Below are 24,003 nucleotides of genomic sequence, written 5' to 3'. Positions count from 1 at the left end.
AATGAAAACACTTTTTGAAATGCGCCCCATTTTTTCGGCCTTATTACGCAATAAATTAGGACCATTTTTGGTGGCAACACAAGTTGCCTTAAGCCTCGCGATTCTGGTGAACGCCATCTATATTGTGAATCTGCGTTTAGATGCAGCTGCACGACCTAGTGGTGTCGCCAATGAGCTGGATGTGTTCAGAGTACATATTGGTAATCAGAAGTTAGGTGGGCATGAGGATCAGATGGCAATGCAAAAGCGAGAGGCCGCGACGATACGTGCGGTTCCCGGTGTCACATCGGTGGCGCGTACCAACTCGTTTCCCATCTCGTATGCTGGTAGCAATAGCAGTGTCTTTAATGATCGTAAACAGACGATCAAAACTGCCGACTCGGGTATTTACTTTACGGCAGATTCATTAGTCAAGACCTGGGGTTTGCAACTGATACAAGGGCAGGATTTTCAAGCGGGCGATTATATTGAGACAGATCCTAATACTAGCAAGGAATTTGTAAAAAAAGTGATAGTCAGCAAAGCCCTTGCGGAGAAATTGTTCCCCGATCAAACTAATTTCGTCGGCAAGGAATTTTTCTTTGGCTCGGGAGATGATGCGAAAGATGTCAGAATTATCGGTGTAGTAGAGACCTTGCAGACATCGAGTGGGCAAACAGAGCCAAGAGGTGCTTACACCACATTGATGCCCGCTCGCCTCTCGAATATCTCCTACGAAGGCTATGCCGTGCGGGCAGAGCCTGGTCAGCGCGACCGGGTAATGAAGGAGGTAGAAAACGCATTGCGCAGAGACTCGACGACGCCGATTAAAGTTACCATGAAGACGATGGAGAAGATGCGCATTGCGCGGTACCGCTCTGAAAAAGGTTTGGCGTGGATGTTGCTGACGGTGAGCGTGCTCCTGATGCTGGTGACTGCCAGCGGGATTGTCGGCATGAGTACTCTGTGGGTTGCGCAACGACGTAAGCAGATCGGTGTGCGTCGTGCCCTCGGTGCGCGCAAGGTGGATATTCTGCGTTACTTCATTACCGAAAATATCGTGATTACCAGTGGCGGAATTGTAGTCGGTATTGCACTCAGCATAGGATTGAATCAGATTCTGGTGAGTCAGTTTGAATTAAGTAAATTACCGCTTCCCTATTTATTCTTCGCACCATTTATTTTCTGGACTTTAGGATTGATTGCGACATTCGGACCAGCATCACGCGCTGCCGGTATTTCACCCGCCACAGCAACTCGCAGTGCTTAAAAAATCCATGAGCCTGATCGTATTTTTCGACTAGAATCCTTAGTTGAAAATCCGATCAGGCTCATGCTCTGTTACGCACTATTCATGCGCCTTTGCAAGGCATCAGGCTCAGAAGCCCCATGGGGATTGCGTCTTGGGCTAGGTCGTTGCAAGTTATTTTAAATAGTACTAAGAGCAGAGAATGTACGCTTCTTTTTTATCCTGTTAAATTTTTCAAGCCCACCTTCAACTGCGCACTAAAACCATGAAACTATGCCCACTGTACTGATCATTGACGATAATCCCTCCATTGCCATTGCGCTGGATGTGCTGCTGTCGCTGCATGATATTGCGACGATTAGTGCACAGTCGCCGGAGCAGGGCCTGGCAAAACTGGAGACGGCCTGCGTTGATCTGGTAATACAGGATATGAACTTCAGTACTGATACGACCTCGGGCGAAGAGGGAGTCGCCTTATTTCATCAGATCCGTCAGCGGCATGCGGATTTGCCAGTGATTTTGCTGACAGCCTGGACGCATCTGGATGTAGCAGTAGATTTGATTAAAGCCGGAGCAGCCGATTATCTGGCAAAGCCGTGGAACGATCAGCGCCTGATTGCGACGGTACAAAATTTGATCGAACTCGGGCAGGTGAATCGCGCTTTGCAGCAACGTGTGCAGCGTGAACGCAAACTGAAGCGCGAGCTGGAGCAAAAATATGATGTGCGTCAGCTGGTCTGGCAAGATCCTGCTACAGAGCGACTCCTGGAAATGGCATGTCAGGTTGCCCGCTCGGATGTGTCCGTTCTCATCACTGGACCGAACGGTGCCGGTAAGGAAAGAATTGCCGAAATTATTCAGGCAAATTCGCATGTCAAGGATGGGCCTTTTGTCGTTTTGAATTGCGGTGCCTTGCCTGCAGAATTGATTGAGGCCGAATTATTCGGTGCTGAGGCGGGGGCTTATACGGGAGCGGTCAAAGCACGCGAAGGCAAATTTGAAGCCGCTGACGGCGGTACTTTATTCCTTGATGAAATCGGTAACTTGCCGCTGGCTGGCCAGATGAAATTATTGCGCGTTCTGGAGACCGGACGTTTCGAGCGGCTGGGGTCAAATAAAGAACGTAGTGTCAAAGTCCGCGTCATCAGCGCGACCAACGCTGATCTGTCTGCGATGATCAGGAACGGGCAATTCCGTGAAGATCTGTTCTATCGCTTGAATGTGATTCAACTTAATCTGCCACCTTTGCAAGAACGGCCCGAGGATATTATTCCGCTGGCAGAACACTTCCTTGGTGAAGAGAAAAAACTGCACCTGAGTGCACGTGCGGCGTTATTGCAGCATTCCTGGCCAGGAAATGTGCGTGAGCTTAAAAATGTAATGCAAAGAGCTGCCTTGCTGGCAACGACCAGCGAAATCAAGGCCGGTGATTTGGGTTTGCCTGCGCAATCAGTACCGCGAGTCATCATCGAGGTCATCCTGGATCGCGACACGATCGAGCAGGCGCTGGATAAAGCGAATGGCGTGATCGCGCAGGCAGCGTCAGAGCTGGGACTGAGCCGTCAATCTCTGTATCGGCGCATGGACCGGCTGGGTATTAGCAAGTCCGGATAAACCAATGCCAACAGAAAAGACAGACGCAGCGGCTTCGGTATCAGCAACGACAGCCGCAACGACCAATAAACCTGCGGCGGCGGATAGATCATTCGCGATATCACTGGCTGCCCGTTTTAGCCTGGCGGCGTTCTTGCTGGTGCTGACAACGCTGGCTTTGTCGTACGGAATATCGCTGCTCTTTCCGTATGATCCGTTTAGTGTGGTGCTTGTGGTAGTGATGGTGATGTTGCCCTTGACGATTATCGTGATGCGCAGCCAGCTGCGTGCCATGCTGGCGTTGTTTCGGGCGCTTAGCGGCACGGTGATCAGTTATCAGGATGGTGATTATTCTTTTGGTCTGCATTGGGACAGACAAGACGAACTCGCCGCTCTGGTAGACGCGCATAATGCACTTGGCAATGTTTTGCGCGAGCAGCGCTTGAATTTGATTCAGCGTGAACTCCTGCTCGATACCATGGTGCAAAATACGCCGGTGGCGATGCTCCTGATTGCGGATCAGGGGCCGGTTGTGTTTGCCAATATCGCGGCACGCCAGTTGTTGTTTGAGGGTCGCAAAATCGAAGGGCATACGCTCAGCGATGTGCTCCGGCATTTGTCGCCTTCGTTACGTGAGGCGATTGACCGCGGCGGCGACGGTTTATTTACCGTCAGCAGCAAGAACCTGATTGACGGCAATCCCGATGAAGACGAAGAGGTGTATCACCTCGCGCGGCGCAATTTCAGCCTGAATGGCCGTAGTCATGAGCTGCTTTTGCTCAGGCATCTGACCACCGAATTACGCCGTCAGGAAGTACGAACCTGGAAAAAAGTTATCCGCGTGATCAGCCATGAGTTGAATAATTCACTGGCACCGGTCGCGTCGCTGGCGAACTCTGGCGGTGAATTGCTCAGGCGCGGACAGCTAGAGCGTTTGCCGGAAATTTTATCGACGATAGAAGAGCGTACCCGTCATCTGGAGAGCTTTATTCATGGTTATGCCAGTTTTGCAAAATTGCCGACACCACGAATCGAGGCGACAGCCTGGACTACATTTATCTCGCGTTTGCAATCGCAAATCGGTTTTCATCTGAGCGGTGATTTGCCAGAAGATACGGTGAGCTTTGATATCGCGCAGATGGAGCAGGCATTGTTGAATCTGTTAAAAAATGCGCATGAATCCGGGTCGGCAGCAGAGCATGTGAGCTTGTCCGTCAGGCGCATCCAGGGCGGTATACGCATTGATGTGATGGATCAAGGCAGCGGGATGAACGATGCCGTCATGGCGAATGCTCTGGTACCGTTTTACTCGACTAAACGTAGTGGCACAGGACTGGGGCTGGCGCTCGCAAGAGAAATTATCGAAGCGCACGGTGGCAGAATATTGATGCGGAACCGGCAGGAGGGCGGCGTCGTGGTGACGCTGGTATTGCCTGGCTAAAATGGCTCTTGTGATTGCTCTTGTGATTGCTCTTGTTGTGCGCCTGATCGCGCTGAAAACAGCGCTATATCATTTCGCTGATTTGATTAAAAATACGGGAGTATCTGCATAAATAGGGCATATTCCGCAGTTTTTATATGGGAATTAAAAAATACTTGGGGTGAGTATAGTAAATTATCATAAAAAAGGCAGAGGACGTAATCGTCTTCTGCCTTTGGTTTATTTACGGCATTGATCCGCAAACAGGTATGCTGGTATTACGCTGCTGCTTTTGATTCTTCCAGTGTTGGATAGTCGGTATAGCCTTTTGCCTCTCCGCCGTAGTATGTCGTGCGATCGCCTTCATTGAGCGATGCGCCTGCGGCGAAGCGGGCAACCAAGTCTGGGTTGGCGATGTAAGGACGACCAAACGCAACGGCATCTGCCAGACCGCTGGCGATCAGCGCTTCTGCTTCATCGGCGGTATAACCACCGCAGCAAATCAATGTGCCGGTGAACGCTGCGCGCAGTTGCTTGCGGAATTCTTCGGTCAATAAAGGGCCGCCTGCCCAGTCTGGTTCAGCGATATGCAAATAAGCAATGCCGCGTTGATTGAACGCTGCGGCGAGGTAGAGTGCCATTGCTTCAGCTTCAGTATCAGCAATACCATGCGCGACAAAATTTGGTGAGATACGCACGCCAACTCGATCCGCGCCGAGTTCGGCGATGGCGGCGTCAACGGCTTCCAGCGTCAGGCGGGCACGGTTTTCAATCGAGCCGCCGTAGATGTCGGTGCGTACATTGCTGTTTGTTGACATGAATTGTTGTAGCAGATAGCCGTTCGCGGCATGGACTTCGACTAGGTCGAAGCCGGCGTTTTTTGCGCGGATGCTTGCCAGACGATATTGCTCAACGATGCTGGGGATTTCTTCTAAGGCTAAAGCACGCGGCGTTTCTGTCGGAACGTTCGCCGGTGTGCCATCTTTTTGCACAACGAAGCATTGGCTATTCGCCGCGACGATGGCGGATGGTGCCACTGGCGCTGCGCCGTTTTCTTGTAGCAAAGAATGAGAAATACGACCAACATGCCAGAGTTGCAGAGAGATGCGGCCACCTTTTTCATGCACGGCATCCACAACTTGCTTCCAGCCAGCTTCTTGCGCATCAGTGTAAATACCCGGCGTCCAGGCATAGCCTTGACCCTGACGGGAAATCTGGCTCGCTTCGGTAACGATTAAACCGGCGGTTGCTCGCTGGGCATAGTATTCGACATTCAGTGCCCGCGGCACGTCGCCTGGCTGACCTGCGCGGGAGCGTGTCAGTGGTGCCATGACAACGCGATTAGTCAAATGGATGCTGCCGGTACGGACCGGAGAAAGTAGGTGCTTGAGCATGTTCGTCCTTTTAAAAATTAGACCAGTCGTCTAGTTGGTGATTCAAAAAAAGGGCAATCGCTTGCCCGTCTTGCAAAGTGCTGTCGCTTATAACTATTTAATCTGGTGGTTTCAACATCTGTTCTGTCTGTTTATACGCCAGATTCATGGCGGTCATGCTGTGACTGACCTTGGTCAGCAGAGAGGCACCTACCCACATACTGTATAAAGACTCGGCTAATTGATCGGGATCGATACTGGCAGCCAGGCTGCCATTCTGCTGAGCGACGCCTAGCGCATTGGCGATCTGTGTAGTAATGCCCGCCATACCCCGGCTCAGTGCGATACGCATAGGCTCGGATAAATCGGCCACTTCTGCTGCCAGTTTCACAGCCAGGCACATATTCTGACACTGACTGCTGGCCGCAACATTTCGCCAATGGCTGAAATAGGCGAACAAACGCTCACTGATGCTCAATGTCTCGTTAGTAAATAGTTGCTGAGTCCGCTGATGATAGGCCTCGAAGTAGCGTTCCAGCATGGCGACGCCAAAACCTTCTTTGGATTGAAAGTAGTGATAGAACGAGCCTTTTGGAACTTCTGCTTTGGTCAAAATCTCATTCAGACCAATTGCACTGAAACCGCGCCCCAATATCAGACCCTCGCCGATGGCGAGTATGCGTTCACGTGTGTCTTGATATTGATCTGGCTTATCCATGAGTGAATATTATTAGACCAGTCGTCTAGTGTCAAGTAAAAATATGTACTCATATATAGAGCTATATCCTGATCATCTTATCTTTACAGGCAATCAGAGAGCCACGGTTACAATTTCGGGACAAGTTGACCACAAGGTTCAGAGCTGTTCTGTGTGATAATATTAATTTCTTTATGGAAATTATAACGACTGGTCATGTGTGACACCCAAGTAAACAAGTTCGCTGATAATGTTTCGCTGGCTTTCACTTAACGAAAGCGCATTAGACCCGTCTGAACACGCCATCTGGAAAATAAGCGCTCTGCGCATTATTCTGGCGTCCGGGTTTTTGCTCGAAGCAATTGTCGCCATAGACAGCTCGCTGCAAGCGATCGCTGTCGGGGCATTTCACATCCTGTGGATTGTGGCGCTGTTCTATGCAGCTTTGGGTCTGGGATTATTTTATTCAGCTCGCAATGTCAGCGTGAGTGCCGGCATTCTAATTGCCACGGTGTATGGCGCCGCTTTTTCCATTATTGCATTTATCGATCAGTTTGAGATTGCCAAACTGGGCTACATTCTTATTTACACGACACCAATCATTGCCAGGTTGTTTTTCACAACCAGACTCGCTGTGGTTCTGATGACGCTGAATGTGCTGCCCTTCTTTTTCTTATTGCGTAATCAACCAATTTTCAATTTTATTGGCATCAACACGACGTTGCCTGATAGTCATACATATATACAGTCGTTGTTGTTTTTATTTTTTAATGTCTGTATTCCGCTGGCAGTATTCCGCGTGTTATATGCCTTGGACGCTTCCGCATGGCGTCACCGCAAAGCGACGACTGCACTTGAAACCAGTCATGACCAGTATCATGAAATTTTTCAAAATGCCGGCAGCGCACTGTTACTAACCGATGCACACGGCATCATTTTGCAAGCGAATAATCTCGCCAACAGTCTGCTCGGGAGAATGGTGTTGCCGAACGCCAAAGCAACGACGGATGCTGCGTTATTTGATTGGCTATCACTGGACAATAGCATTCGTCTCAAAGGTGGTAATCCCGAAGATGGCGCTAATCTGCGTATGTCGGCGTATCGCACACGGGATGGCAAACTCGTGGCGATGGAGAGTATTGCGCAGACCAAGAACGAACATTACATCGTCGCGCTGCGTGATGTGTCGAATCTTCACTCCATCCATCATGCTCTGGAGTTAAGTCAGGAACGTGAGAGTTACCTGAGCAATCACGACAAGCTCACTAGCTTGCCGGACCGCGACATGTTGCGTAAGCATCTCAAAGACGTTTTGGCCAAAGCTGATCAGGGTAAAGTCACCGCACTGGTGTCTTTTCGTTTGAATAGCATCCGCCATGCAAATCAAAAGTTGGGGATTTATGTCGGCGACATTTTGTTACGTCGCTTCGCCGAAGAACTGACGGCAGCATTGCCGCACAACAGTTTTTGTGCACGGCTGCGTAGCATCGTGTTCTCTTTTGTTGTCGATGATTTTTCGACGCCAGGTGAGATCATCAAGATGGTCGATCATGTACGTCATGCTTTGCCTAAAGAGATTGATATCGATGGCGAGAGTTTGCTGATTCAATTTTCTGCTGGGATTGCTCTGGTACGTCCGGGCGAGAGTGAGCCGGATGATCTTATACGTCGTAGCGAAGTCGCACTCGATACAGCAAGGCGCTCCAGTGATCCTGGTGCAACCCTGTTCGATGAAGAAGACGAAGCCGAAATACGGCGTAGTGTAGAAATCGAAATGGGCATCGTCAGCGGTCTCAAACAAAAAGAATTCAGGCTGGTATATCAGCCTAAAGTGACGCAGGACGGTTCTCTCGCCGGAGTGGAAGCATTGCTGCGCTGGCAATCGGCGAGCCTCGGTAATGTCAGTCCGGTGGAGTTTATTGAGATCGCCGAACGCGCTGGTCTGATCCGCGATATCAGCAACTTTGTGTTGAATACCGCATGCGCCCAAATTCGTAGCTGGCTGGATCAGTTTGGTTCCAGTCCGGTTGTCGCCGTGAATTTATCCGCATCCGATATGGCGCGCAATGACCTGCTGGCGCTAATCGATGGCATTTGTGTTGAGCATGCGGTGGAACCATCGTTTCTGGAATTTGAGATCACCGAAACCGGGTTGATCGAAAATGAAGTGCAGGCCATCCGCTACCTAGACCAACTCAAAGAACGCGGCTTCGGCATTGCAATTGATGATTTCGGTACTGGCTATTCCTCTTTATCCAAACTCAGCCATTTCCCGGCTCGCAGCGTCAAAATTGACCGTTCATTTGTCGCTCACATCGGGAATAATCAAAAGAGTGAAATGATCATCAAGGCGATCGTCTCACTCGCCGGAATTCTGTCCTGTAAGACTGTTGCTGAAGGCGTCGAGAATCTGGCACAAGAGTCCTTCCTCAGAGATATCGGTTGCGACTATTTTCAGGGCTACTTATATTATCGCCCTCTGGAAGTCGATGCCATGAGCCTGCTGATACAGAAAAATTCCGCCATTCTTGACGAAGTACTTGCCTCGTAACTGATCTGCGAATGTAGGTTTGCAACGCACTGACTCAGTCTGATCTTGCCTTACACATGGTTGGCGCTACTTCATGGATAGAGGCATATTCCTTCGTGAAATTTATTTTGCTTGATTCAACGAATTTTCCCTTGCTGGTATTTTGGGCGAATAAATTATTTTTTTGACAGAAACACCACAAAATCAGAGTAAAACACATTATTTGGATAATCTTGCTTCCAGATAATCTACAATGTTTTCTCCTCTAATTCGGTTAAAAAAAATGAACTCTCTTTTCAAGATCCTGACATGTTGTGCCATTCTTGCCGCAATGACCGGCTGCGCTTCGATTACCGGTGACAGAAGTCAGCAGGTAAGGATCGAAACCTATGACCAAAGTGGCAATCAAGTGCCGGGGGCAAGTTGTAAATTGGCGAATGATTACGGCCAGGTCAATGTTACTACGCCAGATTATGGAAACGTTCATCGTTCATCCGTTAATCTGAGAATTGAATGTGCGAAGCCTGGTTACGCCGATGCAAGTGCGATCGCAACCTCACGTGCCAATATGAATATGTACGGCAATATTATTATTGGCGGTGGTATCGGGGCATTGATTGACCATAGTAATGGTTCAGCTTATACCTATCCAAAATGGATGAATCTGGTCTTTGGGCAGAGCTTGAGTTTTGATCGTCGCAATGAAGTAGAGGGACAGCCAGTAGCGGCTTCGCAAATGAACGGACAACAATCAGGTCCAGCAGCTACGGCAAGTGCGTCTCAGGCAACGCCTGAAAAATCTGCACAAGCGCCAGCAACGACAACTGTCTCCGCCGCTACCCCGGTTATGCCAGTTGTCGCAACTCAGGCATCGGCATCTAGTACCTATAAAATCCAGACTATTGACTTCGTTACCGGTACATCATCGACGACTGTTGAAAGAATCGCGAAAGAGTATGGTTGCAACGGTGGCAAAGGTGCCGGTTTAATCACTCCGGCGGGGCCAGTGGAAATTTATCGTATGCAGTGTGAAAGCGGACAAACATTCCTCGCGAAATGTGAATTGCGTCAATGTAAAGCGATGTAATTGCTACCAAAAAATAAAAGCCGCCAGCATGAACACTGGCGGCTTTTTTATGATTTTCAGCATACGAAATTATGTTGTCTGACATGAAATAATAAGCTTGTTATTGATCGCATCGAGATGCCAGTTTACGTGTTTCGCTATGCCTGCCGTTCTATAAAGTGCCTTCTCCACAGCAGCGCTCATAACGCAATCAGCACACTATTGACGCATAAAGATTCCTCTTTAGTTCAGACAGACTAATGCCGGGGTAGCTTTTGTACTCCTGCCGAAAATAGTGTGATTCTTTGAGTGTCAATATCCACCAACATCTCCTTAGAGATGCTGCGGTTTAACATATCATTTGCATCCAATCTCACAACTCTAATCTGATTTTATCCAGCAGGAAAGAGACTTCCGTAATCCCATCGGGTCAATGTCTTTTTTCGATACAAATAAAACCGGAAATTCTCAACATTCTTTTTATTTTCACCTACACTAAAGTTGTCAGGTGCAGCAGAGCAACGATTCAGAATGGACGTTTTCTATGTTCTGCGGATGTGGAAATATCGTTTCCTTGCTCAGTCGCATAGTCGATCCATCGCTTTCAAAGGAGATCACAATGAAAATCTTTGACAACTACACAGCGCGTTATGAACGGACTCGTGAAGAAGAGTATTCGATGCAAGAGTTTTTAGAATTGTGTAAAAAAGAACCTCTTGCTTATGCCTCTGCTGCCGAACGCATGTTAGCTGCCATCGGAGAACCTGAGCTGATCGACTCACGACATGATTCCCGGCGTTCCCGGATCTTTTCAAATAAAGTCATTAAAATTTATCCGGCTTTCCGTGAGTTTTATGGCATGGAAGAAGTCATAGAACAAGTCGTTTCTTATTTTCGGCATGCGGCGCAAGGCCTTGAAGAGCGTAAGCAAATTCTTTATCTGCTGGGCCCGGTCGGTGGCGGTAAATCATCGATTGCCGAAAAACTAAAATATCTGATGGAGAAAATTCCTTTTTACTGCATCAAGGGTTCGCCGATTAACGAGTCTCCTCTGGGACTGTTTAATGAAGATGAAGACGGCACTATTCTTGAAGAAGACTTTGGTATTCCACGACGTTATTTACGGAATATTCCAAGCCCATGGGCAGTAAAAAGATTGCATGAATTTAACGGTGATATTAATCAATTCCGCATTGTCCGGCGCTATCCGTCGGTTTTGAAGCAGATCGCGATTTCTAAAACTGAACCAGGCGACGAAAATAACCAGGATATTTCTTCGCTCGTCGGTAAAGTCGATATCCGTAAGTTGGAGGACTATGCACAGGATGATCCTGATGCTTATAGCTATTCGGGGGGGCTTTGTCTCGCCAATCAAGGACTGATGGAATTTGTCGAGATGTTTAAGGCACCGATCAAAGTTCTGCATCCTTTATTGACCGCAACGCAGGAAGGGAATTTCAAAGGGACAGAAGGTTTTGGCGCGATTCCTTTTGAAGGCATTATTCTGGCGCACTCAAACGAATCGGAATGGAAGGCGTTTAAAAATAATAAAAATAACGAAGCCTTCCTCGACCGTATCTATATCGTCAAAGTACCTTATTGCCTGCGCGTTAGTGATGAGATAAAAATTTATGAAAAACTGGTCAGGACGTCGTCTCTTGATCAGGCGCCATGCGCTCCGGGAACTTTAAAAATGATGGCCCAATTCGCGGTGTTGTCGCGACTTAAAGAGCCTGAGAATTCCAGTATCTACAGCAAGATGCTGGTGTACGACGGTGAGAATCTGAAAGATACTGACCCGAAAGCCAAGTCGCGTCAGGAGTACACGGATTATGCAGGTGTGGACGAGGGGATGAACGGTTTATCCACACGTTTTGCATTCAAGATTCTGTCAAAAGTATTTAACTTTGACACGACGGAAGTGGCTGCGAATCCTGTACACCTGCTATATGTTCTGGAGCAGCAAATTGAGCGCGAACAGTTTGCGCCGGAAACTGAGCAGAAATATTTTTCTTACATCAAGGAATATCTTGCCCAGCGCTATGCAGAATTCATCGGTAAAGAAATCCAGACAGCTTATCTGGAAAGCTATTCGGAATACGGGCAAAATATTTTTGATCGCTATGTGACCTTCGCTGATTTCTGGATACAGGATCAGGAATTCCGTGATCCCGATACAGGCGAAAGTTTTGACCGTGACGCCTTGAATAACGAGTTAGAAAAAATAGAAAAACCAGCCGGCATCTCGAATCCTAAAGACTTCAGAAACGAGATTGTGAATTTCGTCCTGCGCGCCAGAGCGCAGAATGCGGGTAAAAACCCGGCCTGGACCAGTTATGAAAAACTACGCACGGTCATAGAGAAAAAAATGTTCTCCAACACGGAAGAGTTATTGCCTGTGATTTCGTTCAATGCCAAGGCAAGCGCCGACGATGCGAATAAGCATCAGGAGTTTGTGTCACGGATGGTGGCGAAGGGATATACCGCTAAACAGGTGCGTCTATTATGCGAATGGTATCTCCGTGTCCGAAAATCGTCCTGATGTCCGCCTCTTTCAGCAACAGGACATCTGGCGGAAAGGATAAATTTTCCTGACTGGTGTATTGAACCTCATTTTGCAGGAGACCATTTTGGTTCATCTGATTGATAGGCGTGTTCAAGGAAAAAATAAATCTGCTCCGAACCGCGAACGGTTTTTACGCCGCTACAAAGGACAGATTAAAGATGCCGTAGCCAGAGCAATTAAAGGACGGTCTATCACTGATTTTGAGAGCGGTGAGAACATCCGCATTCCCGTCAAGGATGTCAATGAACCGACATTTGGGCATGATCGTGGCGGTGTTTGGGAAACGGTTCAACCTGGAAATAAAGAATATCTGAAAGGTGATCAGGTTGCCCGGCCAAAAGGCGGCGCTGGGGCGGGTAAGGGGCAGGCCGGTAATAGCGATGAACTGAGTGAAGATGATTTCATTTTTCAGTTAAGTCGCGAAGAGTTCATGAATTATTTTTTTGAAGATCTGGAATTGCCGAATCTCGTCAAAACGCAACTCGCCTCTACTACTGATTTTAAAAGTCAACGCGCCGGGTATAAAACATCCGGTACCACATCGAGTTTGCATGTGTTGCGTTCGTTGCGTGGTGCGCTGGGAAGACGGATCGCCGTTGGCGGTAAGTCTGCGCGACGTCTGAAGCAAGCTGAGATGGAGATGGCGGAACTATTACGCAAATCGCCAGACCCGGATCATATGGATGAGCATATCGCCAGCTTAAAAAATGAAATTCACCACCTGCGCACACGGCTTCTGGCAATTCCCTTTATCGATCCTTTCGATCTCCGCTATAGCAATCGTGTCAAGGTGCCGAAGCCATCGACTCAGGCGGTGATGTTTTGTCTGCTGGATGTATCCGGTTCGATGGATGAAGCAAAAAAAGAAACCGCCAAGCGATTTTTCATTCTTTTATATTTATTCCTGACCAGAGCATATGAAAAAATTGATGTGATTTTTATTCGTCATCATACAGCGGCATCCGAGGTGGATGAGAATGAATTTTTCCATTCACGTGAATCGGGGGGCACGATCGTCTCATCGGCACTGAATTTGCTGACGCAGATCATACAGGAACGCTACCCTAGCGGGGACTGGAATGCCTATGTAGCGCAAGCATCTGACGGCGATAATTGGGATAACGATTCAGTGACGTGCCGTCAGTTATTAATCAACACGATTATGCCACTTGTCCAATATTATGCTTACGTAGAAATTACCGAAGGCGAGCCGCAAAATTTATGGCAAGAGTATACGCAAGTGCCGGAACATCATGCGCACTTTGCGATGCAAAAAATCCGGACGCCAGCCGATATCTATCCTGTATTCCGCGAACTGTTTAAAAAACAAACAAAGTGAGTATCGTGATGAATAGCCCGGTTACGACCTCCAGCAATCCATATCGATTACCAGAACAATCGGAATGGACATTTGAATTGATCGAACAGGCGCATGAGGAGATCCGTCGTGTCGCACAAAATTTCGGACTGGACACCTACCCGAATCAACTTGAGATCATTACGGCCGAGCAGATGATGGATGCTTATGCATCAGTCGGAATGCCGGTTTCGTATCATCACTGGTCGTTCGGCAAGCATTTTCTCTCGACTGAAAAAAGTTACCGGCGTGGGCAGATGGGACTAGCTTACGAGATTGTGATTAATTCCAATCCCTGCATCGCCTATCTGATGGAGGAAAATAGCCTGACCATGCAGGCACTGGTGATCGCACACGCTGCTTATGGCCATAATTCTTTTTTTAAAGGAAATTATTTATTCCGCACATGGACTGATGCTGACGCGATTATTGATTACATGGTTTTTGCACGTAATTATGTGACGGATTGTGAGCGACGTTATGGTATAGAAGCAGTAGAACTGCTGCTCGACTCTTGTCATGCCTTGCAAAATTATGGTGTGGATCGTTATAAGCGACCCGCTAAATTATCGCTGGCAGAAGAGCGTGAAAAACAAGAAGAACGTGAGCGCTATCTGCAATCGCAAGTGAATGATCTCTGGCGTACCTTGCCGCGTCGTGATGAAATGGTGGCTGATCAGGAAGTCGTGCGTTTCCCGACTGAACCCCAGGAAAATCTTCTGTATTTCATTGAAAAATATTCGCCTTTACTGGAACCATGGCAACGAGAAATCGTTCGTATTACACGGAAAATTTCTCAATATTTTTATCCACAGCGCCAGACTCAGGTCATGAATGAGGGTTGGGCGACCTTCTGGCATTACACGATTTTGCATCAGTTATTTGATGAGGGAATTGTTGGTGATGGTTTTATGATGGAGTTTTTGCAGAGCCATACGAATGTGGTGTACCAGCCGCCTGTGACCAGCCGTTACTTTAACGGCATTAATCCCTATGCTCTTGGGTTTGCGATGATGCGTGATGTTCGTCGTATTTGCGAACAGCCTGATGACGAGGATAGAAAATGGTTTCCCGATATTGCCGGTAGTGACTGGCAACAGACTTTGAATTTTGCGATGCGTAATTTCAAAGATGAGAGCTTCATTGCGCAATATTTGTCACCGAGACTGATACGTGAATTTCATTTTTTTTCTGTGCTTGATGATGATCATCAAGACAAACTCAGTATTTCTGCCATTCATGATGAGAGTGGCTATCAGTACCTGAGACAGCAGCTGGCAGGTCAATATAATCTTGGCAATCGTGAACCTAATATTCAGATTTGGTCTGTCGATATGCAGGGTGACCGCGCCCTGACACTTCGACATAACGAATATTTGCGCCGTCCGTTGAACAAGCAGACGGACGAGGTGTTGAAGCATGTTGCCCGCTTATGGGGTTTTGATGTGTATCTGGAAACCGTTGATCAGCACAATAACATCGTCCATACGCAGGAATGCAAATGGGAAAAACGTAGCCGTATCCGCTAGCTAGTCAACAATTTCTGATGTTGCGATAAACCACAAGGTTCCACAAAAAATAATCAACGGTACGGTACAGTGTCCGGCTATCGGATAGAATAAGTAAAATACACATGCATAGTGTGCGCCGCAGCATACTCACTTACTATGAAATGTGTGTCCGATGCTCGATGCATCTGATTTATTCGATTTTTTCCGCTTAACTATTTCGACGGAGTGTGCACGATGTACCTCGATCACCCAAAGATTTCGGCAACTCATAGCGAAACAGAACCAGACCGCCTTGATCGCTTATATCGCGTTTATGGCTATGCAATTGGTCTTGCAGATGCCGATAGAAACGTCGAATGCATCACCAAGCTAGCAAAAATCCATGATCACAAAGGGACGTTGATGGTGATCTGGCATGTTGCTCCAAGCGAAAAAGAAAAATCCTATTTTTCGCGTGCCTGGCTGAGCAAGATCGGTGACGAATCACCGCAGGTTGAGCATGCGCTGATGTTGATGGAAGCGCCCGCGCTAGTTGCCGCTGAAACCTGATTTACCTGCCTCAACTTATCGCCAAACATCCCCACCTATCACCAGATCGCTCTGGTCAGAATAAAAAAAGCGCCATTCAAACTACTTGAATGGCGCTTTTTTTATGGTGTTATTGACGACAATGTGCGTACTGAATGCCCGGTGATACGAGGACTAGGTATGTTTAAATTCAATGAAATTTCAAATCTTCTACCAGTTCTGAAATACCCGTCCAACCGATTTCAATCCCGATACAAAGTAAAATAAACGCAGATAAGCGCATCAATACGGTTGCACCGATGTCGCCTAAAAAGCGCTCCATATTCCGTGCAAAACGGTAGCACAGATAGATCACCAGAGTCGTCAGCAAGACCCCGAGAGCCGAGGCGATACCGGTGATCAGCCAGTCCACCGGTTTATGGGGCATTTGCGTGCCGAGCGTCACAGATGCAGCAATCGTTCCCGGTCCAACTGTCAGTGGAAAACTAAATGGATAAAAACTGCGGCGACGCAATTCTTCTTTACTCCAGCTGCCACCGTGGGATTCTGCGACGGAGGTGCGTAATTTATCTTGTCCCTGGTCGTTCAGTAGCTTCCAGCCCGCCATTCCGACGACGATGCCGCCCGCGACTCTGACGATAGGTAAAGAGATGCCGAAGAAATCGAGAACATAAGAGCCAATAAAGATGGCACCCATCAGCAGGAAAAAACAATTCAGGGCAATGCGTTTTGCAAGGCGGTTCGCCAGGCTTGATTCAATTGGCCCCGTCATCGACAAGAAAATCGGCGCGATCGCAATCGGGTTCAGGATAGGCAGTAGCGTGATCGGCACGACAATCAAGGCCTTGAAGAAAATAATCATCGATACGCTCATACATGCTCCGGAAAAATCTGAGGATTTGATTATAAAGTTGTATTGCTGTTTATGGCGAGTTTGCTTACGGTGAATTTATGTCTATACGGTAGTTTTTTCCGCCTTCAGCTTGTCATCCGTAAAACGAGGTTTAAAAATAGAAACTGATCTCCACAACGGCAATAGATGACCTCCCTGAAAAACTCAAACCTTATGCTGTGTGACATCACAAAGTCTTCAATATCTGCTTGTTGCTGGATCTGTAATGAGTCTGTTTTTGTGGAGTAGCAATCCGAGTAACGAGGTTTTAGCAGTTTTCACAAAGCTTTCACTAATAAAAATGCGCCTTCCAGCCCGATATTGGCTGGAAAGGCTCATAGATATTGCGGAATCCTACATTACAGTTTGTTTGGATTTACTGAAAGCTGAATTTAAAAATCAAACTTCAGTTCACCAACAACGCTGCGCTGAGTGTAGGGATGAAATGCCCAATATTTTTTATTATTAATATTGTCGATACCGATGGAGGCGCTCCATTGGCGTGCGATCTGGTAGCGTACTCGAACGTCCGCCACCAGGAAACTAGAGAAACCAAAATAGGTAAAGGCATTGGTATCACTGTTGTCTAGCGAGCTGTATTGCTTGCCGCTATACCGGACGCCCAAAGAGGTCGTTAGTTGCTCCGTCGGTTTGTAGCTAACGACGATATTCGCACGCCACTGTGGCACACGTGGCTGCCACTTACCAACGCTGGCCTGGAATTTATCATTTTTAGTAATCGTAGAGTCGGCATAAGTCAGACTAGCCGCCACGTCCAGACCTCGCGTGAAAAAATCACTTTCCTGATACGCGATTTCTAATCCGCTAGTATGGATCTCATCGACGTTTTGAATGTTGGTGATATTCGGCGTGACCAGTGTGTTCGTCTGGGAATACAGTGCATCTTTAGTTCGTTCGACAAAGGCTGTGGCACGAAGCAGACCTTTACCTTCGTTCAGCACTCGCTCAGCACTCCACTCAGTCGTCCAGGATTTTTCGGGCTTCAGATCAGGATCGTTGTTGACGATCGTCGTTGTAGAGACGGTACCTTGATAGAGTTCTGATACTGTCGGCATGCGGACAGCGCGACCGATTGAGGCTTTGTAAGTCCAGTCCTCATTCGCCTTAAAAACCAGTGCAGCTTTAGGTGAGAAAGTGGATTCACGACGTGCAGTGAAAGCGAAGGTCGAACTGGTATTTGAGATCGTGCCGTTGTCTGCATTCCATTGTTCAAAGCGCCCTCCGAGAATAGTTTTCCATTGAGGATTGATACGCCAGGCGTCTTGCGCATAGACGCTTTGCAGTGTGGTATTACCCTGAAATGCAGAAACCCGGCTACTTGCATCAGCATTGATCCAGTCGGTCGTATTTGATACCAGCGTCCGCAATTTATACGCTTCACGCTGGTAGCCAAATTCGGTGGTATGTTCTGCGTTTGGTCGCCAGATTCCTTTGAGTGCCAGAGTATTCCAGCCAGTACCCGCTCCATCGGTGATGCGCCCAGCTCCACCAGTTTCGGCGGCAGGAATCGAGACGGTAGGCGCTCTGACAATATCTTTGCTGTAGTCATACAAGCTAGCAGCAACCTCCCAGTCAAACACGCCTTTGGTGTGTGATTTCACATCGATGCCATGCGTCATATGTTCCAGCTGGTTTTTGCTATTGGACATATCTGTTGCAGACAACGTATATTTTTTTCCGTTAATATTAATATCGCCGCTATAAACAGGGTTGCCCGAGACATCTCGCAGATAACTCTCAACGCCACTATTCATATTGTTGCGCCAGTAGCCAAACGTATAGCTGGCGATGATTGCGGGTGTGATCTCATAGGCCAGTTTGATCTTGGCATGATCTTGAATCGTGTGGTACTGGCCTGTCGCACCGAGTATCCACCAATCCTGGTTTTGAGGATTTTTGTCAGCAATTGCCCCCGTCACAACTTTGCCTGCTGTGCTATTTATACCAGCTGACAATAATTTATTGGCGAAGGCGATGGGGTGACCTTCGCTGTCCAGCTGATTGACATTCAGCCACCAGGATAGCTCTCCCTGTTTGCTCCCCAGCGTGGCACTCAGTTGTTTTCCGCTATAGGTTTTGTCTGTCCCGTAGATATTGAAGTTCTCTGTGAAGCCGATGACTTTGGCATGTGCTTCAAATTGTTTCGGCATGCGCGTTACATAATCAACTACAGCCCCGGCCGAGTTACCGGGGTAAGCCGCAGAGAAGGGGCCGTATAGTACGTCAACACGCTCAATTTCTTCTGGTGTGACTAGGCCCCAGCGCGGGGTAAAGCTGGCACCGTTGCCGAGTAAGTTGGATAACAACACACCATCGGCGTACACCAGTGAACGTGCGCTGTTACCCGTGCCTGACGCCCGGGTTGCCAGTACTGCGTGATTGTAGTCGCCGACATAACGTTTGCGTACCAGCAGACTTGGCAGGTATTTAAGAGCGTCTTCGGCATCGATCGCATTGATGGTTTGTTCCATCGTCTTGGCATTAATCCCTTCTATCGTTGTCGGGATTTCAGTCGGCAATGAAGAAGGGCGACCACCGGTGATGACGACGCGTTCCGTCAGGCCGTTGTCGGCGGTCAGCATTTCCGCGGCGAAGCTGCTCGCACACATAAACGGCAGTGTTGCAGCCACTGCAGCGCTCATTGTGCGGATAGCAGAGACAGAAGAAACGGCATATACCGCAGAAAAAGCAGGCAGGGCAAAGCGCGTGCTGCCAGCACGCGAACATTGAATAGAGGTCATGGTTCAGGCTTTAAAAAAGCAAACTACAAATAAATTTAGCGCACCGGAGGCGAACGCAAGGCATCGCGATTCAGGTGTGAATTTAGGGGTAACTGAGGTGTAACTTAATCAGGACTAAGCGACGAATTAACTCAGAGTGGGTGCAGACGGTGTTAAGGCCGGCGGGCCACGGGCGGGAAGAGGAGCGGAGACAATCGCAGCCAGACGTGCTGCGGGTATAGAACGCAAGGCATAGGACAGCGCATGCGTCGGTTGTATGGCATCTTGTTGCGGCAGAACCGGCGTGATACCGGTCGCCAGACAGAAAGAGCAATCAAGCAGGTGCTTCATGTTATCACCGCTTTTACTGCTTTTTGGCGCATCTTTATTTTGCTGACTGATCAGTTTATATCCGGTGCTGGTGCAAATCAGGCTCATCGCCTGTGGATTGACCACCGGTGCCGCAATCGCAACGCCCAAAGCCGCCGCGTACAAAAATAGTACGAGGGCAACGAGTTTGCGGGAAATGCGTCGTAGTGTCATGGGGCGCGACTATAGCACAAGTGCGTCGCCAAAATCATCCTTAGCAAGCCCATGAAAGTGTCTGAAGCGCTCTGTCACTGGCGGGGAGGCGAGGCATTACACACCAGAACCTAGGCAAAATCAGAGCAATTAGAGATCTTCCGCTGTATTTGAAACAAAAATTTGAAACAAAATACAACGGACAGCTTTTTTCAGCGCAGATAGAATGCGTGGCATAAGTTCATCTTCAGGTAATAAAGCTGAGGTAGTAAAAACGGCGGATTGCTTATCCTTGTTTTTATCCTTGTTTTTTATCTTTGTTTTTTATCCTTGCGTATCACTTGTTAGTAAGTAATCGACCATGGACATTTTCTCCAATTTTCCGGTTTAGCAAAAAAGGATTTTTTTATGCATAAGCACACCCCATTGCGCTCGGTTTTTTCTGCCAGTCTTTCAATCGGTTTTTCGCTCAGTCTGTCGGCAAGCTTGCTGCTTACGACGATGCACGCCGCCAGCGCGGCTACGGCTACAGATGAAAAATCCGCCAGAACGGTCGCGATCAAGGCTGGCAAGTTAGTCGATGTAGAGACCGCACAGGTGCTGACGGATCAGGTCATTATCGTCAAGGGTGAGCATATTATTGCGGTCGGATCTAGTCAGGCGACAGCCATCCCGGCAGGCGCGCAGATCATCGATTTATCCAAGGCAACGGTTTTGCCCGGTTTGATTGACGCGCATACCCACCTTACAGGAAATCCGCATGAGCATGGTTATACCGGCATCGGTACCTCGAATATTCGTGCTGCGCTGTATGGCGTCCGTGCGGCGCGCGATACCTTGAATGCGGGCTTCACCGCAGTACGCAATGTTGGTGCTGATGGCTATGGTGATGTGGCTTTGCGGGATGCGATCAATGATGGTGATATCGTCGGTCCCCGCATGCTGGTCTCTGGCTATGCCATCGGTATTATGGGCGGTCATTGCGACAATAATTTGTTGCCAGCCGAGTACAACGACGTCGGCAAAGGCGTGGCAGATGGTCCCTGGGCGGCCCGTGCCAAAGTCCGCGAAATGGCAAAATTTGGTGCCGATCTGATCAAAATCTGTGCAACCGGTGGTGTTTTGTCCAAAGGTGATGCCGCAGGCGCACAGCAATACACCTTGGAAGAAATGCAGGCTATTGTTTCCGAAGCGCACAAGCTGGGGCGCAAGGTTGCAGCGCATGCACATGGCGCCAGCGGGATTAACGATGCCTTGCGTGCTGGCGTCGATTCTATCGAACATGCCAGTTTGATTGATGCCGAGGGCATGCGTCTTGCTAAAGAAAAGGGTACCTGGCTGGTAATGGACATCTATAACGACGACTATATTCTCGGTGAAGGTGAAAAAGCCGGTTTCTTGCCAGAGTCGCTGGCAAAGGAAAAAGAAATTGGTCAATTGCAACGTGATAACTTCCGTAAAGCATTTGAATACGGCGACAGGATGGCATTTGGTTCGGATGCCGGTGTGTATCCGCATGGCGATAACGCAAAACAATTTTTTTATATGGTCAAATACGGCATGAGTCCGATGCAGGCGATTCAGGCAGCAACGATTAATGCCGCCGATTTATTAGGCTGGAAAAAAACGATAGGCAGTATAAAAGCCGGAAAGTTTGCAGATATCATTGCGGTTTTTGGTGATCCTCTGCGCGATGTCACAACCTTGACGAAGGTCGAGTTCGTGATGAAGGGCGGCGATACGATTAAAGTACCTGCAGCCAAATAATCTTGCAGCCAGTAGCTTATAGCGGCGGATAAAACCGGACGCAGGTAGCAAAACAGCCGCCATCATCGGCGTGTGCACAGACATTCCCTATTTATAAAAAAGGATATTCTTTTGAGACAGCAGACATTCGGGCAGCAACTGATACGCACCAAGCCAGTTGACAGCAGTAAAGAAGGAGAGGAGCGTAATAGCAGTGGTCTGCATCGCTCGTTAGGTTTGTTTTCGCTGACGATGATCGGCGTCGGTGCGACCATCGGTACCGGTATTTTTTTCACGATGGTTGAGGCCGTACCTAAGGCTGGTCCGTCGGTAATCCTATCGTTCTTGCTGGCTGCGTTAACGGCGGGTTTAACTGCATTGTGTTATGCCGAATTGTCTTCGCGGATTCCGGCATCAGGCTCGTCGTATTCGTATGCGTATGCAACGGTCGGTGAGTTTGCTGCCTACATTGTTGCCGCCTGTCTGTTACTCGAATATGGACTGGCCGCCAGTGCAACGGCAGTGGGCTGGTCTGCTTATCTGAACAACTTTTTAAGCAATGCCGTCGGCTGGCAAATCCCGGAGATGCTGCGCTCGCCAATGATTGTTGCCGGTGTCAAAGGCGTAGAAATACATTCAGGGCAGATCAATTTGCCGCCGATTATTCTGGTGATCGTCTGCGGTTTCTTGCTGTTACGTGGTACTAAAGAGTCCGCTACCGTCAATGCCGTCATGGTGATGATCAAACTGGTCATCCTGAGTTTTTTTGCGTTTATCGCTTTCTCCGGTTTTAATCCAGAGCATTTCACACCTTTCTTCAATCAGGACAATAGCAAAGGCCTTGCCGGTATGGCTGGTGTGACTGCAGCTGCAGGCACGGTGTTTTTCTCCTTTATTGGACTCGATACCGTGGCAACTGCGGGTGAGGAAGTAAAAAATCCTAAGCGCAATGTGCCGTTGGCGATTCTTTCCGCGCTGGTGATCGTGACAGTGTTTTATATGCTGGTCGCGGTCGCGGCACTTGGCGCACAACCTGCCAGCATGTTTGAAGGTCAGGAAGCAGGGTTGTCAGTGATTTTACAAAACGTCACTGGTAAAGCGTGGCCTGCACTGATTTTGTCGGCTGGTGCGGTGATTTCTGTATTTAGCGTGACCCTGGTGACGATTTATGGTCAGACCCGTATCTTGTATGCGATTAGTAAAGACGGTTTGATTTCGCCGTCATTCCAGAAGGTCAGCGTCCGTACCCAAACCCCTGTCAGTAACACCATTATTGTTTGTATGATTGTTGGTGTTGTCGCCGGACTGGTCGATGCTACCTTCTTATGGGATATGGTTAGTATGGGAACGCTGGTCGCCTTTATGGTGGTATCCGTTGCCGTGCCGGTGATGCGTCGCAAAGGTATCGGCGCTGACAGCGATGGTTTTCGCGTGCCATTTGGCCCTTATCTGCTGCCGGGCTTAAGCGTGTTAGCCTGCTTGTATATTGTCAAGGATTTACCGCCTACTACCTACTGGGTGTTTTGTATCTGGATGACGGTTGCGGTAGCGATTTATTTCCTTTACGGCATGCGCCACTCTCGACTGCATGCTGGTGCAGGTAAGCAAAGCGAAAAATAATTTTGCAAAAATCCTAGGGCTCTTGCAATCCAAGAGCCCTAGCTATATCTGATGGCAGTATTTTTATTATTAATAAGGGAAAAAGATGAATCATCTATTTGCTCGGATTTTATTGCCCGTGAGCGTCGCAATATTGCTGGCTGGGACAGGTGTTGCCGCCCATGCCGAAGTGATCGGCAGCGTAGATACTGCGTTCATTCTAATTGGTCCGGATCATAAGATCGTTGTCGAGGCTTACGATGATCCCAAGGTCGCCGGTGTGACATGCTATGTATCACGTGCCAAGACGGGTGGGATAAAAGGAGCGATTGGTCTGGCGGTTGATAAGTCGGAAGCGTCAATCGCGTGCCGTCAGGTCGGGCCTATCAGTTTTCCGAAACCTTTAGCGCAGCAGGAAGAAGTCTTTAATGAGCGTCTTTCTATCTTGTTCAAGAAATTACGTATCGTCAGAGTAGTTGATGTCAAACGTAATGCATTGGTGTATCTGACCTACTCTGATCGTCTGATTGACGGCTCGCCGCAAAATAGTGTGACAGCGGTGCCGGTGGATAGAGCGACAACAATTCCGCTGAAATAACGATCAGTTTTCTGGTTGCGCTGAGGGCGTTCTATT

17 protein-coding genes are annotated in these 24,003 nt (G+C 48.4%); 12 read left to right on the top strand and 5 right to left on the bottom strand.

All coding sequences use genetic code 11. The features are described from left to right. The first annotated feature begins 1 nt into the window (after position 1). The 3 genes from ACO0LE_RS17260 (at position 2) to ACO0LE_RS17250 (ending at position 4,262) form a co-directional block, all read left to right on the top strand. The gene (locus ACO0LE_RS17260) at positions 2 to 1,249 is read left to right on the top strand and encodes an ABC transporter permease (RefSeq protein WP_422961582.1); all 1,248 of its coding nucleotides are present in this window, start codon (positions 2 to 4) and stop codon (positions 1,247 to 1,249) included. A 252-nt stretch (positions 1,250 to 1,501) separates the two neighbouring features. Further along, positions 1,502 to 2,842 carry a sigma-54-dependent transcriptional regulator gene (locus tag ACO0LE_RS17255; RefSeq protein ID WP_422961581.1) on the top strand — a complete coding sequence of 447 codons (1,341 nt, stop codon included), beginning with the start codon at positions 1,502 to 1,504 and terminating at the stop codon, positions 2,840 to 2,842. A 4-nt stretch (positions 2,843 to 2,846) separates the two neighbouring features. After that, on the top strand, positions 2,847 to 4,262 hold the full coding sequence (locus ACO0LE_RS17250; protein ID WP_422961580.1) for a sensor histidine kinase: 1,416 nt from the start codon (positions 2,847 to 2,849) through the stop codon (positions 4,260 to 4,262). Positions 4,263 to 4,519: 257 nt separating this feature from the next. On the opposite strand, the gene ACO0LE_RS17245 is transcribed toward ACO0LE_RS17250, so the two are convergent. Together ACO0LE_RS17245 and ACO0LE_RS17240 are read right to left on the bottom strand one after the other, a co-directional pair. Next, a complete protein-coding gene (locus ACO0LE_RS17245; protein WP_422961579.1) occupies positions 4,520 to 5,635 on the bottom strand; it encodes an alkene reductase in 1,116 nt (371 codons plus the stop codon). A gap of 97 nt (positions 5,636 to 5,732) precedes the next feature. After that, on the bottom strand, positions 5,733 to 6,332 hold the full coding sequence (locus ACO0LE_RS17240) for a TetR/AcrR family transcriptional regulator (RefSeq protein ID WP_422961578.1): 600 nt from the start codon (positions 6,330 to 6,332) through the stop codon (positions 5,733 to 5,735). Between the two features lie 229 nt (positions 6,333 to 6,561). On the opposite strand from ACO0LE_RS17240, the gene ACO0LE_RS17235 reads away from it, so the two are divergent. From ACO0LE_RS17235 to ACO0LE_RS17210, 6 genes are all read left to right on the top strand, one after another. Beyond that, on the top strand, positions 6,562 to 8,862 hold the full coding sequence (locus ACO0LE_RS17235; protein ID WP_422961577.1) for a putative bifunctional diguanylate cyclase/phosphodiesterase: 2,301 nt from the start codon (positions 6,562 to 6,564) through the stop codon (positions 8,860 to 8,862). 262 nt (positions 8,863 to 9,124) lie between these two features. Beyond that, the gene (locus ACO0LE_RS17230; RefSeq protein ID WP_422961576.1) at positions 9,125 to 9,928 is read left to right on the top strand and encodes a hypothetical protein; all 804 of its coding nucleotides are present in this window, start codon (positions 9,125 to 9,127) and stop codon (positions 9,926 to 9,928) included. A gap of 598 nt (positions 9,929 to 10,526) precedes the next feature. Continuing rightward, positions 10,527 to 12,449 carry a PrkA family serine protein kinase gene (locus ACO0LE_RS17225; RefSeq protein ID WP_422961575.1) on the top strand — a complete coding sequence of 641 codons (1,923 nt, stop codon included), beginning with the start codon at positions 10,527 to 10,529 and terminating at the stop codon, positions 12,447 to 12,449. Between the two features lie 88 nt (positions 12,450 to 12,537). Continuing rightward, positions 12,538 to 13,812 (top strand): YeaH/YhbH family protein, encoded by a 1,275-nt coding sequence (locus ACO0LE_RS17220; protein WP_422961574.1) that lies wholly within the window; start codon positions 12,538 to 12,540, stop codon positions 13,810 to 13,812. A gap of 8 nt (positions 13,813 to 13,820) precedes the next feature. Continuing rightward, positions 13,821 to 15,359: a SpoVR family protein gene (locus tag ACO0LE_RS17215; protein WP_422961573.1), complete on the top strand. Its 1,539-nt coding sequence runs from the start codon at positions 13,821 to 13,823 to the stop codon at positions 15,357 to 15,359. Between the two features lie 216 nt (positions 15,360 to 15,575). Continuing rightward, positions 15,576 to 15,890, top strand: a complete 315-nt coding sequence (locus ACO0LE_RS17210) for a hypothetical protein (protein ID WP_422961572.1) — start codon at positions 15,576 to 15,578, stop codon at positions 15,888 to 15,890. Between the two features lie 169 nt (positions 15,891 to 16,059). Here ACO0LE_RS17210 and ACO0LE_RS17205 read toward each other — a convergent pair whose 3' ends face one another. From ACO0LE_RS17205 to ACO0LE_RS17195, 3 genes are all read right to left on the bottom strand, one after another. Further along, entirely contained in the window at positions 16,060 to 16,743 is a 684-nt protein-coding gene (locus ACO0LE_RS17205; RefSeq protein ID WP_422961571.1) for a MarC family protein, read from the bottom strand. A 410-nt stretch (positions 16,744 to 17,153) separates the two neighbouring features. Then, positions 17,154 to 19,523: a TonB-dependent receptor gene (locus tag ACO0LE_RS17200; protein WP_422961570.1), complete on the bottom strand. Its 2,370-nt coding sequence runs from the start codon at positions 19,521 to 19,523 to the stop codon at positions 17,154 to 17,156. 126 nt (positions 19,524 to 19,649) lie between these two features. After that, entirely contained in the window at positions 19,650 to 20,045 is a 396-nt protein-coding gene (locus ACO0LE_RS17195; protein ID WP_422961569.1) for a DUF2946 family protein, read from the bottom strand. Between the two features lie 387 nt (positions 20,046 to 20,432). Here ACO0LE_RS17195 and ACO0LE_RS17190 point away from each other — a divergent pair, with 387 nt between their 5' ends. From ACO0LE_RS17190 to ACO0LE_RS17180, 3 genes are all read left to right on the top strand, one after another. Next, complete coding sequence (locus tag ACO0LE_RS17190) at positions 20,433 to 21,791, top strand: amidohydrolase family protein (RefSeq protein ID WP_422961568.1); 1,359 nt, start codon at positions 20,433 to 20,435, stop codon at positions 21,789 to 21,791. A 111-nt stretch (positions 21,792 to 21,902) separates the two neighbouring features. Beyond that, on the top strand, positions 21,903 to 23,390 hold the full coding sequence (locus ACO0LE_RS17185; RefSeq protein WP_422961567.1) for an APC family permease: 1,488 nt from the start codon (positions 21,903 to 21,905) through the stop codon (positions 23,388 to 23,390). A gap of 85 nt (positions 23,391 to 23,475) precedes the next feature. Then, complete coding sequence (locus tag ACO0LE_RS17180) at positions 23,476 to 23,967, top strand: CreA family protein (RefSeq protein WP_422961566.1); 492 nt, start codon at positions 23,476 to 23,478, stop codon at positions 23,965 to 23,967. The last annotated feature ends 36 nt before the right edge of the window (positions 23,968 to 24,003 follow it).

Origin of the sequence: Undibacterium sp. Xuan67W (genome assembly GCF_049340165.1) — a bacterium.
Lineage (GTDB): Bacteria > Pseudomonadota > Gammaproteobacteria > Burkholderiales > Burkholderiaceae_D > Undibacterium.
Note: the sequence above shows the minus strand (reverse complement) of the source record. Positions and strands in the feature narration are given on the sequence as shown.